Genomic DNA, 12577 nt, shown 5'->3' with positions numbered 1-12577 from the left:
TCACGACGAGACACCGCCCTCCTGCGCGGTGTCTCGCGCGGAGGGCGGTGTCTCGTCAGGGGCTGGTTCGGGGCTACGCCTCGATATCACCCGCGGGGGCATCGGGGGTGACCGACTCGATGGCGGGGACGCCCGCGAGGACCTCCTCGCGACCCGGCTGACGCCCGGTCTCGAACTCGAACTTGCCGTCCGCGAAGTCCACCTTGACGTGGTCGCCCGCGGTGAGCTCACCCTGCAGGATGTGCTCGGACAGCTGGTCCTCGACCTCGTGCTGCATCGCGCGACGGAGCGGTCGTGCGCCGAGTGCCGGATCGAACCCGACCTTGATGAGCTGCTCCTTGGCCGCGAGCGAGAGCTCGACGGTCATGTCGCGGTCCAGCAGGCGGTCCGACAGGCGCTTGACGAACAGGTCGACGATCTGCAGGAGCTCCGAGTTCGACAGCTGCGGGAACACGATCGTGTCGTCGACGCGGTTCAGGAACTCAGGCTTGAAGTGCTTCTTCAGCTCCTCGTTCACCTTGGCGCGCATGCGGTCGTACCCGATGCCGGAGTCACCCTCGACCTGGAAGCCCACCGGGCCACCGGCGATGCCCTGCGAACCGAGGTTCGTGGTCATGATGATGACGGTGTTCTTGAAGTCGACCACGCGGCCCTGGCCGTCGGTGAGACGGCCTTCCTCGAGCACCTGCAGCAGCGAGTTGAAGATGTCCGGGTGGGCCTTCTCGATCTCGTCGAAGAGGACCACGGAGAACGGCTTGCGGCGCACCTTCTCGGTGAGCTGGCCGCCCTCCTCGAACCCGACGAACCCGGGAGGGGCACCGAAGAGCCGCGAGACCGTGTGCTTCTCGCCGAACTCCGACATGTCGAGGGAGATCAGCGCGCCTTCGTCGTCGAACAGGAACTCGGCGAGCGCCTTCGCCAGCTCCGTCTTGCCGACACCCGTGGGCCCGGCGAAGATGAACGAGCCGGAGGGGCGGTTCGGGTCCTTGAGACCGGCACGCGTGCGTCGGATGGTCTTCGAGAGCGCCGAGATGGCTTCCTCTTGTCCGATGACGCGCTGGTGCAGGGCCTTCTCCATGAAGACGAGCCGCGAGGTCTCCTCTTCGGTGAGCTTGAACACCGGGATGCCCGTGGCCTGCGCCAGGACCTCAGCAATGATACCCTCGTCGACCGTGCCGGAGGCTGCGACGTCGCCGGAGCGCCACTGCTTCTCGAGGCGGAGCCGCTCGCCGAGGAGCTTCTTCTCCTCGTCGCGGAGGGATGCGGCCTTCTCGAAGTCCTGGTCCTCGATCGCCGCCTCCTTCTGGCCGCGGACCAACGAGATCTTGTCGTCGAACTCGCGGAGCTCCGGGGGTGCCGAGAGGATCGAGAGGCGGAGACGGGCACCGGCCTCGTCGATCAGGTCGATGGCCTTGTCGGGCAGGAACCGGTCCTGCACGTACCGGTCCGCGAGGTTCGCCGCAGAGACGATCGCGCCGTCCGTGATCGACACCTTGTGGAACGCCTCGTACTTGTCGCGGAGGCCCTTGAGGATGTTGATCGTGTGCGGCAGCGACGGCTCGTTGACCTGGACCGACTGGAACCGGCGCTCGAGGGCGGCGTCCTTCTCGAAGTGCTTGCGGTACTCGTCGAGCGTGGTCGCGCCGATCGTCTGCAGCTCACCGCGGGCGAGGAGCGGCTTGAGGATCGACGCGGCGTCGATCGCGCCCTCGGCGGCACCCGCACCCACGAGGGTGTGGATCTCGTCGATGAAGACGATGATGTCGCCGCGGGTGCGGATCTCCTTGGTGACCTTCTTGAGGCGCTCCTCGAAGTCACCGCGGTAGCGGGACCCGGCGATGAGCGAACCGAGGTCGAGCGAGTAGAGCTGCTTGTCCTTGAGCGTCTCGGGCACGTCGCCCTTGACGATCGCCTGGGCGAGGCCCTCGACGACGGCGGTCTTGCCGACGCCGGGCTCGCCGATCAGGACGGGGTTGTTCTTCGAGCGACGGGAGAGGATCTGCATGACCCGCTCCATCTCCTTCTCGCGACCGATGACCGGGTCGAGCTTGCCGTCGCGGGCGGCCTGGGTGAGGTTCCGGCCGAACTGGTCGAGCACCTGCGAGCCCTGCTGGGCGTTCTGCTGGTTCTCGCCACCGACGGCGACGGCCTCTTTCCCCTGGTACCCGGAGAGGAGCTGGATGACCTGCTGGCGGACGCGGTTGAGGTCGGCGCCGAGCTTGACGAGGACCTGGGCGGCGACGCCTTCGCCTTCACGGATGAGGCCGAGCAGGATGTGCTCGGTCCCGATGTAGTTGTGGCCGAGCTGGAGCGCTTCGCGCAGTGACAGCTCCAGGACCTTCTTGGCACGCGGCGTGAACGGGATGTGCCCCGTCGGCTGCTGCTGCCCCTGCCCGATGATGTCCTGGACCTGCTCGCGGACGGCATCGAGGGAAATGCCGAGCGACTCCAGCGCCTTCGCGGCGACGCCCTCGCCCTCGTGGATGAGGCCGAGGAGGATGTGCTCGGTGCCGATGTAGTTGTGGTTGAGCATCTTCGCCTCTTCTTGGGCGAGGACGACAACACGACGGGCTCGGTCGGTGAATCTCTCGAACATGTGCTCTCCCTTGGCTCCGGAGAGTGGAGCCGACAGATGTACCGGGCTCCTCACGAGACCGGTGCGTAAATCGAGACTAACCAGCGCGCACGTGGTGGTCTGCCCCTGTTCGCCGTGGGCGTGACGGTGGCCGGCACCCGTTCGCCGACCGGCTGACGGGGAGGTCGGCTGAGTACGCTCCCGTCCATGGAGGACCCACTCGTCGGCATCGTCGTGCACCCGACCAAGGACGTCTCGGAGTCGGTGGTCACGCTCCAGCGCTGGAACCAGGACGGCCGCGGCCACCTCGTCGCGCGCCGGATCGACGAGAGCCGACTCGGGAGCGGCATCCCGGGCGCCGGCATCGAGCTGCTCGAGGACGACGAGTTCCGTGAGCGCGTCGACGCCGTCGTGGCCCTCGGCGGGGACGGCACGATGCTCGGTGCGATGCGCCTCGTCGCGTCGCGGCCCGTCCCGGTGCTCGGCGTCAACTACGGCAACGTCGGGTTCCTCGTCGAGATCGAGCCGCAGGAGCTCGAGATCGCACTCGGCCGCATGTCCGCCGGCGACTACTCCCTGGAACCGCACCACGCCCTCGAGGCGACGCTGTCGTGGTCCGGGTCGAGCACGAACTACCTGGCGTTCAACGACCTGACCGTCGTCCGACGCCCCGGCTCCGGGCAGGTCTCGGCGGACCTGACGATCAGCGGCATGACGTACGGCTACTACCGCGCGGACGCGATCGTGGCGTCCACCCCCGCCGGCTCGACGGCGTACAACCACGCCGCCGGCGGACCAGTGCTCTCCCCGGCGCTGTCCGGCTCCGTCGTGACGCCCGTCGCGCCGATGGCCGGGATCGACCGGTCCATCGTCCTCGCGGCCCGGGAGCGGTACCGGTTCACGATCGCCGAGGGCACCCGGAGCGCCGCGCTCGAGGTCGATGGCCTCGTCGTGGGCGAGGTCGCGACGGGCGCGCAGATCGACGTCAAGCTCCGGAAGAACGCCGGCTCGGTGATCCGCCTGGACGCCGAGCGCCACGGACGGACCGGTCGCGTGAAGCTCAGCCTGCTCGACCTGCCGCTCCGGCCGGACCAGCTGCAGGAGCTGATCCCGGCCGAGGTCCGGCAACGGCTCCGGGCGCACGAACGCCCGGACCTGGCAGGTCCGGGCGTCGGCTGAGCTGTGTGCGCTCGGATCGGCTGGGTCAGTCGGTCAGGTAGAGCTGCATGTCCTGGCTGACGGCCTTCGCGAACAGCCGCAGCTTGGCACGGGACTCGACCCGGCTGACGGCCTGACGGGTCGTGTGCACGACCTTCGAGATCTCGTCGAGGGTCATCGGGTGGTCGTCGTCGAGGCCGTAGCGCATCCGGATGACGTTCGCCTCGTCGCTCGGGAGCTCGGCGACGATCGAGCGGATGTCGCGGTGCAGCAGCGTCGACTCGGTCATCTCGTTCGGGCTCGCAGCGTCCTCGTCCTCGATGAAGTCACCGAGCTCGCTGTCGTCCGAGTCGCCGACCACGGTGTGGATCGACACCGGCTCGTGCGAGCGGCCCTTGAGGTCGACGAGCTCGTCGACGTTCATGCTGAGCTCTTCGGCCACCTCTTCTGCCGAGGGGGCGCGGCCGAGGTCGACGGTGAGGTCGCGCTCGGTGCGGGAGATCTTGTTGATCAGCTCCACGGTGTGGACCGGGATGCGGATCGTGCGGGCCTTGTCGGCGAGGCCGCGGGAGATGGCCTGGCGGATCCACCACGTGGCGTACGTCGAGAACTTGTAGCCCTGCGTGAAGTCGAACTTCTCGACGGCGCGGACGAGGCCGAGGTTGCCCTCCTGGATGACGTCCATGAACGGCAGGCCGCGCTGCGAGTAGCGCTTGGCGATGCTCACGACGAGTCGGAGGTTCGAGGTGATCATGCGCTCCTTGGCGCGCTGGCCGTCGCGGCCGAGCCACCGCAGTTCGCGCTCGAGCTGCTTGCTGAGACCCGGCTCGGTCGCGAGCTTCTCCTCGGCGAACAGTCCGACCTCGATGCGGCGGGCGATCTCGGCCTCTTCGGCCGCCGTGAGGAGCGCGAGACGGCCGATGTGGCGGAGGTAGTCGCCGACCTGGTCTACGGATGCTCCGCGGACGCCGGCGAGACGCTCGTCGGCTTCGATCGCGGTCTCGACGACCTCCAGCTCGCGCGACTTCTGCGCGGCGGCGTTCGACGCGGTCGCGACCGATGCGGCGGCGGTCGTGGTGGTCTTGGTCGTCTTGCGACGCGTCGTGCTGGTCGGAGCTGCGGTTGCGGTCGTCATCTGCTGACTCTCCCTAGGCGTTGACGGGGTGTGCCACGAGTTTGGCGGGAAAACGGTGTACCCCACAAATCGTTCGGAACGATTCTCAGGGATCTCCGTGCTTGGTCATCGACAGACCCGGTGATGGGGTACGCGACGACGCCAGTGTGGACCCCGATGCAGTCCGTTTCCAAGCGCGATCCGCCGTGTCTCCGGGCTTTCAGGCGGTGTTCTTGCCGCTCTCCGAGGTTGTACCCCGGCGATCGTCCGGAACGCGCAGATGGTTCGGGGTACGGATCGAGGTACGGCTGGCGACACCGGACCGTACCCCGAACCGGGGTTCACCAAGACGGTTCGAGCCAGACGGTCCGCTTGAGGGCGCATTCGAGGTCCTCATCGAGGTCGAACTCGTCGTACTCGTTCTCGAAGTCGCCGATCAGGGTGCGACGAACGGCGCGCAGGACGGTGCTCATGTCGAGCATGCTGGCACCGTCGAGGGGCGTCCAGGTGAACGCGAGATGACCGCTCGCCGACGCATGTCTCGATGCTGGTCGGCGCCGGGGTCCGTCAGTCCGAGGAGGACGTGACCGGCGACACCGGCGACCCGGGCTGCGCCGTCGTCCGACCGCGCTCCGCGGCGAACTTCGCGCGCTCCTCGGCCTCGATCTTGGCGTAGGAGGCCCGCTCGGTGCGGTCCGCCCGGATGATCGCGCGCATCACGAACCAGAAGATGAGACCGACGATGATCGTCGGCGTCAACGCGAAGATGATCCCGGTCACGACTCCATGAGGCACGTCAGCAGGATAGCTCGTGGACGCTGGGTCACCGGACGAGCGGGAAGAGGATCGTCTCGCGGATGCCGAGCCCGGTGATCGCCATCAGCAACCGGTCGATGCCCATGCCCATCCCGCCCGACGGCGGCATGCCGTGCTCGAGGGCACGGAGGAACTCCTCGTCGACCCGCATCGCCTCCGCGTCCCCGCCCGCGGCGAGCCTGGCCTGCGCGACGAACCGCTCCCGCTGGACCACCGGGTCGACGAGCTCCGAGTACGCCGTCGCCAGCTCGAACCCGCGCACGTAGAGGTCCCACTTCTCGACGACACCCGGCCGCGACCGGTGCTCGCGCGTCAGCGGGGAGGTGTCGAGCGGGAAGTTCATCACGAACGTCGGGGAGTCGAGCGACCCCTTGACGAAGTGCTCCCACAGCTCCTCGACGTACTTGCCGTGCGTCGGGTGCGCGACCTCGACCCCCGCGGCCTCCGCGAGTGCGACGAGGTCGGACAGCGCGGTGTCGGGTGTGATCGGCCGCCCGATCGCGTCCGAGAGCGTGCCGTACATGTCGATCCGCGCCCACTCGCCGCCGAGGTCGTACGCGGAGCCGTCCGGCAGCGTCACGACGTGGCCACCGCTCACCGCGGCCGCGGCGTTCTGCACGATCTCCTGGGTGAGGTCCGCCATCTGCTCGTAGTCGCCGTACGCCTGGTACGCCTCGACCATCGCGAACTCCGGGGAGTGCGTGGAGTCCGCGCCCTCGTTGCGGAAGTTCCGGTTCACCTCGAACACCCGGTCGATCCCGCCGACGACGGCGCGCTTCAGGAAGAGCTCCGGCGCGATCCGCAGGTACAGGTCGGTGTCGAAGGCGTTCGAGTGCGTCACGAACGGACGGGCCGAGGCGCCGCCGTGCTGGGTCTGCAGCATCGGCGTCTCGATCTCGAGGTACTCGTGGGCGTCGAACGTCGCACGCAGGGACTGCATCACCGCCGCCCGGGCACGGACCGTGGTGCGAGCCTGCTCGCGGACGATCAGGTCGAGGTAGCGCTGCCGGACGCGGGACTCCTCGGACAGCTCGGTGTGCAGGTTCGGCAGGGGGCGGATCGCCTTCGCCGCGATCGCCCAGTCGTCGACCATGACGCTCAGCTCGCCGCGGCGGCTCGAGATCACCCGGCCGTGCACGAACACGTGGTCGCCGAGGTCGACGAACTCCTTCCAGCGCGCCAGCGAGTCGTCGCCGACCTCGGCCAGGGAGACCATCGCCTGGATGCGGGCGCCGTCGCCGGACTGGAGGGTCGCGAAGCAGAGCTTGCCGGTGTTGCGGGAGAAGACGATGCGTCCGGCGAGCCCGACGACGTCCGCGGTCTCCTCGCCGGTCTCGAGCTGGGCGTACCGAGCACGGACGGCGGGGATCGTGTCGGTCACGCCCACGGCCACCGGGTACGCCTCGATGCCCTGCTCCAGGAGTCGCGCGCGCTTGTCGAGACGGACCGCCTTCTGCTCCGAGGCCTCCTGCTCGGCGACGTCCTGCGCAGCGGCCTCGGCGGCTGCGGCGGCCGCCGCGTCCGACGCGACGTCGGCGGCCGTGGTCTCGGGGGTGGTGTCGACGTGTTCGTCGGTCATGCTGGCGCGGCTCCAGGGTTCGTGGGGGACGGTGTCGATCGTACCGGGGCTCCGATCCGACCGGAGCCGCGCCGCTACAGCCGCTGCTGCCCGTCCGCGTCCGCGAGGGCGTTCTCGACCGCCGAGCGGACGAGCGCACCGAGGACCCGCCCCGGGTGCTCCACCCCGATGCCGGACAGCGTCCCCGCGGCCTGGTCGACGATCGCACGGGAGAAGGTCATCGCCGCCCGGACGGCATCCGCGTAGGCCGGCCGGTCCGCCTCGGCGACGACGACCGGCTCGGCCCCCATCTCGACCACGAGCGCCTGTCCGATCGGCAGGACCGGTGCCGGCGAGGTCACCGCGCAGTACGCGTCACGGAGTCGGCCGAGGTCGATGCTCGTCCCGGTGAACGCCATGGCCGGGTGGATCGCGAGGGGGATGACGCCCTTCGCGAGCGCCGGTGCGAGCACCCCGACGCCGTGGTCGGGCGACGTGTGCGCGACGAGCTGCCCCGGCTGCCAGATGCCCGCGTCCGCGAGCCCCTGCACGAGCTCGGCGAGCTGGTCGTCCGGCACGGCGAGGAGCACCAGTTCGCTCCGTTCCACGAGCTCCGGGATGCCGAGCACCGGCGCACCGGGGAGCAGCGCCTCGGCACGGTCGCGGCTCGCGTCCGACACGGCGGAGATCCCGACGATCGCGTGGCCCGCGTTCGCCAGTGCCGCGCCGAGCACCGGTCCGACGTGGCCGGCCCCGACGATGCCGACGCCGAGTCGTCCTGCACGGTCGGTCACGGGTGGTCTCCCTCTGGTCTCGGGGTGCCGCGCCATCCGGCGGCCAGGTCGTCGCCGACCGCGCCGGCGGGGTACCGGACGGGAGGCGCGACCCGCGTCCCGTCCGTGGCGGACGTCGGTCGCGCCTCCCGTCCGTCGGCGACCGCGGGCTGCGCCCGCTCCCGCCAGCGGTGCGACGTGTCGGCGTCCGCCGCCGCGACGGCGTTCGCCTCGGTCTCGGTGAACAGCCGCATCGCGTCGGCGGCGTCGAGCGCACCGATCCGCGCGATGACCGGCCCGTGCACCGTGTGGACGTGGACGCTCGCGAGACGGAGCACCCGGTCGAGCGGACCCTGCGCGACCCGGACGCTCTGCACGCGCGGCAGCGGCACCACGACGAGGGACCGCCAGATCGCACCGAGCCGGAAGAGCACCGCGCCGGGGACCTGCCGGTGGCCGTTCCGCCGCCAGGACAGTGGCCGGAACCAGGCACCACGGCCGGGCGACCGGACGAACCCGCCGGCGTCCCCGGTCGTCGTGAGGCTCTCCTCGACCACGCCGACCGCCGCCGCCGAGCCCTGCCGCAGTGCCTCGAACGACGCCGCCGGCCCGGCCACCGCGGTGCCGACGAGCTCGGGCAGGATGATCTCGAGCACCGCACGGACGTCGGCCGCGGTCCCGACCGGGAGCACCACGCTCGACACCTGCTGGGCCTGCCGCCCGCCCTGCGAGTGCGACGCCCGGTTGATCCGCACGTCCCACCAGCCGAACGGCCGCCAGAGCAGCGGCTGCGTCACGCTCACCGCGTGGATGCGCCCGGGCGGGAGCGTCTCGTTCGACGTCGACACGAGGCCGAAGCCGATCCGGATGCCGTCCCGGGTCGCCGCGATCGTGTACTGCAACGACTTCGTGAACTTGCGGACGTAGAACCCGACCGCGCCGATGATGGCGGGTGCGAACGTCACGAGCAGGAAGTACCGGCCGGTGATCGCGACGCTCACGACGATCGCGACCGCGGCGAGGACGATGAACACGGTGGTCTCCGAGAGCACGAGCGAGCCGATCAGCCGCCCCTGGTGCACCTTGACCACGCTCGTCGCGCGCATCGCCACCGGGTCGAGCTCGGGCGAGAGGAACTCGTTCATCCGCTGCTCCACGAACCGACCGGTCGTCGGGTCGACGGCACGGGGGCCGTCGTCCTCCCGGGCGCCGCTCGCGAGCTGCAGGATCCGCTGCCGGAGATCGTCCGCGGCCCGTGACCCGAGGTAGGCGAGCTGCACGTTCGCGTCGTTCCCGGCCTGTGAGATCTCCAGGCGCGCCGCACCCAGGATGCGCGCGAGGAACGGACGACCGATGTTGACGCCCTGGATCCGGTCGAGCCTGGCCTTGCGGTGGTTCCGGAACAGGACGCCGGAGCGGACCTCGACGACCTCCCCGGTGACGCGGAACGTGTGCATCCGCCAGGCCAGGGTGAACAGCCCGATCAGGACCGCCACGAACACCAGCACGCCGAGGAGGACCATGCCGACGTAGTTGTGGCTGACGACGTAGTCGATCGGGTCGCCGTCCCCGGGGCCCGGTCCGTCGTCCCCCGGGATGACCGCGTCGACCAGGCGCTCGCGGAACTGGTTGAAGACGAAGAAGAAGATCGCGACGAGGACGAACCCGCCCTTGAGCAGCGGGGTCGCCGGGTGCAGCCGGTGCCATTCCCCGTCGGTCAGCGAGGCGGCGAGGGACCGGTCATCGCCACGGCCGGTGCTCGTCATGCGCTCACAACCCGACGCGTCGGGTCTCGGCCATCTCGACGAGCCGGTCGCGGAGCCGGTCGGCGTCGTCCACCGGGAGTCCCGGGATCCGGACGTTCGTCGAGGCGGCCGCCGTCACGAACCGCAGGTCGCTCAGTCCGAGGACGCGCCCGAGCGGACCACGGCTGACGTCGACGAGCTGCATGCGACCGTACGGGACGGCGACGAACCGCTGCCACATGAGTCCGCGGCGGACGACGAGGTCGTCGTCTCGGAGTGCGTAGCCGATCGCCCGGACGCGGCGGGGGGTGAACGCCGCGACGAGCAGCGTGACGATCGCCGCGGCGACACCGATGCACGTCCACACGACGCCGCTCACCGCACCGGCGAGGGCGAGCAACCCGATGAGCAGGCACCCGGCGGTGATGACGGCCCCGACGAGGAGCACGGTGGCGAGTTCGGTCCACACGAGCCTCGGGGAGACGCGCGCCCAGTCGATGCCCGGGAGGTCGAGACGCTGGCGTTCCCTCGGCATCTGGCCTCCCTCGGTCTGGTGTCGTGGTCCGCGGCGCTAGGCCCTGGTGGTCGCGCCGGGCCCGCCGTGCTGGTCGTCATCGTCGTCGTTCCGCGGGGGCACCGTGCACATCCGTTCGGCCACCAGCGCGCAGACCATGAGCACGATCCCGCCGATCACCGCGACGACGACCGGCAGGACCGAGCCTAGCCCGGGGATCACCGAACGACTCAGCAGGTAGACGAGGCCCCCGAGCACGAAGCCGCCGACGAGCGCGCCGCAGATGCTCGACGCCTTCGCGAGGACCACGACCCGCGTGGCGTAGAAGGCGTCGACCGGGCGGGTCGCCGTGCCGCGGGCGTGCCGCCGGACGGGCAGTGCCATGAACACGAGCGCGACGCCGATGCCCACCAGGGTCAGCCCGAGGGCCGGGGACAGGATCAGCACCGGGAGCGCTCGGGAGGCCAGGGCCGCGTCGAGCGCGAAGCCCGCGATGGCAGCGACCAGCGCCACGCTGACGAGGGTGGAGGGACGGGTGTGCTTCACGGGGCTCCCGGGGAGAACAGCGGTGGCTCGTCGACGACCGAGGTGTCGTCGCCGAGCGTGGCGAGCAGGGCACGGACGGAGCCCCGGCCGGGCAGGACCGCCTCCGGGTCGGCGTCGAGCCACGGCGCGAGCACGAAGGCGCGCTCCGCCGCCCGGGGGTGCGGGACCACGAGGTCGGGGGTGTCGAGCACGAGCTCGTCGACCGCGATGACGTCGAGGTCGAGCGTGCGGTCCCCCCACCGGGTCTCGCGGGTACGGCCGTGCGCGTCCTCGATCCGGTGCAGCGCCGCGAGCAGCGCGTGCGGGTCGAGGTCGGTGTCCACCACGACGACGGCGTTCCGGTAGCGGGGCTTGGTGTCGTCCGGGCCGTCGAGGGTCACCGCGACCGACTCGACCTCGTGCGAGGCGGCGACCGGGCGGACGCCCGGGACGGCGACGATCGCGGCGGCGGCGTCCCGGAGCGTCGTGCCCCGGTCGCCGAGGTTCGCCCCGAGGGCGATCACGGCCCGGCTCGTGGAGCTCATGCGGTGCTCCCGGTCGGCTCCGGAGCATCGTCCGGGGCGTCGTCCAGGGCCACGTGCGCAGCGGAGCCGGTCGCCGAGCCCGCGGCGGACGTCCGCGTCCGGCGGATCGTGATCGAGACGTCGGCGAACGGCACCGTGATCGGCGCCTGGGGCTTGTGCACCGTGACCTCGGTGGCGGTCGTCGCCGGGAACGACAGGGCCACCCCGGCGATCCGCTCCGCGAGCGTCTCGATCAGGTCCACCGGCTCGGTCTCGACCGCGGCGACGATCCGCTCCGCGAGGACGCCGTAGTGCACGGTCCGGTCGAGGTCGTCGGCGCGGGCGGCGTCGAACGCGTCGAGCTCGACCGCGACGTCCACGACGAACTCCTGCCCGTCGCGCCGCTCGTGCTCGAACACCCCGTGGTGCCCGCGCGCACGGACCCCGGTCAGACGGATGACGTCGTTCATGATCGTGCTGCCCTCCAGGCGTCCCAGACGTCGAGCACCGCGCGGGTCGGCACGGGGTCGTGCACCCGGACGCCCCACGCCCCCCGTTCGGCGGCGAGCAGGCTGATCGCGGCCGACGCGGTGTCCCGCGCACTCGCCGGGGCGCCGGGTGCGCTGCCGACACCGTCCAGGAACCGCTTGCGCGACGCGGCGACGAGCACCGGGAGGCCGAGCGACGCGAACCGCTCGTACCCGGCCAGGATCTCCCAGTTCTGTCCGGCGTCCTTCGCGAACCCGAGCCCCGGGTCGATGACGATCTGGTCCTCGTGCACCCCGAGGACGATGAGTTCGGCGACCCGCTGCTCGACCTCGCGGCGGACCTCCTCGACCGCGTGCGCGTAGACGGCGTTCCGCTGCATCCGGTCGCTGTGCCCCCGCCAGTGCATCACGACGAACCCCGCGCCCGTGCTCGACACCACACGCGCCATGTCCGGGTCCGCGAGGCCGCCCGAGACGTCGTTGACGATCATCGCGCCGGCCTCGACGCTCCGCTCGGCGGTCGCGGCGTTCATCGTGTCGACGCTCACCGCGACCCCCTGCCGGACGAGCTCCCGCACGACCGGGAGCACGCGCTGCTGCTCGACCTCGAGCGGGACACGCTCGGCACCGGGCCGGGTCGACTCACCACCCACGTCGACGATGTCGGCGCCGGCCGCGACCAGGTCGAGCGCATGTGTGACCGCGTCGTCGTAGGCGGCGTGCAGTCCGCCGTCGCTGAACGAGTCCGGCGTGACGTTGAGGATGCCCATCACACGGGTCCGACCCG

The 12577-nt window shown here is 70.8% G+C and carries 13 protein-coding genes; 1 reads left to right on the top strand and 12 read right to left on the bottom strand.

Going from position 1 to position 12577, the window contains the following annotated elements:
- Positions 1 to 73: 73 nt before the first annotated feature.
- On the bottom strand, positions 74 to 2596 hold the full coding sequence (locus tag ACO0E0_RS03860; protein ID WP_422870084.1) for an ATP-dependent Clp protease ATP-binding subunit: 2523 nt from the start codon (positions 2594 to 2596) through the stop codon (positions 74 to 76).
- A 186-nt stretch (positions 2597 to 2782) separates the two neighbouring features.
- Here ACO0E0_RS03860 and ACO0E0_RS03855 point away from each other — a divergent pair, with 186 nt between their 5' ends.
- Positions 2783 to 3754 (top strand): NAD(+)/NADH kinase, encoded by a 972-nt coding sequence (locus ACO0E0_RS03855; RefSeq protein WP_422870083.1) that lies wholly within the window; start codon positions 2783 to 2785, stop codon positions 3752 to 3754.
- Positions 3755 to 3779: 25 nt separating this feature from the next.
- On the opposite strand, the gene ACO0E0_RS03850 is transcribed toward ACO0E0_RS03855, so the two are convergent.
- From ACO0E0_RS03850 to folP, 11 genes are all read right to left on the bottom strand, one after another.
- Entirely contained in the window at positions 3780 to 4868 is a 1089-nt protein-coding gene (locus tag ACO0E0_RS03850; RefSeq protein WP_422870082.1) for a sigma-70 family RNA polymerase sigma factor, read from the bottom strand.
- Positions 4869 to 5188: 320 nt separating this feature from the next.
- The gene (locus ACO0E0_RS03845) at positions 5189 to 5320 is read right to left on the bottom strand and encodes a hypothetical protein (protein WP_422870081.1); all 132 of its coding nucleotides are present in this window, start codon (positions 5318 to 5320) and stop codon (positions 5189 to 5191) included.
- A gap of 94 nt (positions 5321 to 5414) precedes the next feature.
- Complete coding sequence (locus tag ACO0E0_RS03840) at positions 5415 to 5642, bottom strand: hypothetical protein (protein ID WP_422870080.1); 228 nt, start codon at positions 5640 to 5642, stop codon at positions 5415 to 5417.
- A 28-nt stretch (positions 5643 to 5670) separates the two neighbouring features.
- The gene (gene lysS / locus ACO0E0_RS03835; RefSeq protein ID WP_422870079.1) at positions 5671 to 7242 is read right to left on the bottom strand and encodes a lysine--tRNA ligase; all 1572 of its coding nucleotides are present in this window, start codon (positions 7240 to 7242) and stop codon (positions 5671 to 5673) included.
- A gap of 74 nt (positions 7243 to 7316) precedes the next feature.
- Positions 7317 to 8051: a Rossmann-like and DUF2520 domain-containing protein gene (locus ACO0E0_RS03830; RefSeq protein WP_422870078.1), complete on the bottom strand. Its 735-nt coding sequence runs from the start codon at positions 8049 to 8051 to the stop codon at positions 7317 to 7319.
- Entirely contained in the window at positions 8012 to 9760 is a 1749-nt protein-coding gene (locus ACO0E0_RS03825) for a PH domain-containing protein (RefSeq protein WP_422870077.1), read from the bottom strand. Before ACO0E0_RS03825 ends, ACO0E0_RS03830 begins: the two co-directional genes overlap by 40 nt.
- Positions 9761 to 9764: 4 nt before the next feature.
- Positions 9765 to 10274 carry a PH domain-containing protein gene (locus ACO0E0_RS03820; protein ID WP_422870076.1) on the bottom strand — a complete coding sequence of 170 codons (510 nt, stop codon included), beginning with the start codon at positions 10272 to 10274 and terminating at the stop codon, positions 9765 to 9767.
- A gap of 36 nt (positions 10275 to 10310) precedes the next feature.
- On the bottom strand, positions 10311 to 10799 hold the full coding sequence (locus ACO0E0_RS03815) for a DUF3180 domain-containing protein (protein ID WP_422870075.1): 489 nt from the start codon (positions 10797 to 10799) through the stop codon (positions 10311 to 10313).
- Positions 10796 to 11323: a 2-amino-4-hydroxy-6-hydroxymethyldihydropteridine diphosphokinase gene (gene folK, locus ACO0E0_RS03810; RefSeq protein WP_422870074.1), complete on the bottom strand. Its 528-nt coding sequence runs from the start codon at positions 11321 to 11323 to the stop codon at positions 10796 to 10798. Before folK ends, ACO0E0_RS03815 begins: the two co-directional genes overlap by 4 nt.
- Positions 11320 to 11772: a dihydroneopterin aldolase gene (folB, locus tag ACO0E0_RS03805; RefSeq protein ID WP_422870073.1), complete on the bottom strand. Its 453-nt coding sequence runs from the start codon at positions 11770 to 11772 to the stop codon at positions 11320 to 11322. Before folB ends, folK begins: the two co-directional genes overlap by 4 nt.
- Complete coding sequence (gene folP, locus ACO0E0_RS03800) at positions 11769 to 12560, bottom strand: dihydropteroate synthase (RefSeq protein WP_422870444.1); 792 nt, start codon at positions 12558 to 12560, stop codon at positions 11769 to 11771. Before folP ends, folB begins: the two co-directional genes overlap by 4 nt.
- Positions 12561 to 12577 lie beyond the last annotated feature (17 nt).

The sequence above is a fragment of the Curtobacterium phyllosphaerae genome (assembly GCF_049341865.1).
GTDB classification, from domain to species: Bacteria; Actinomycetota; Actinomycetes; order Actinomycetales; family Microbacteriaceae; genus Curtobacterium; species Curtobacterium phyllosphaerae.
This window is presented reverse-complemented; position numbering and strand designations above follow the sequence as displayed.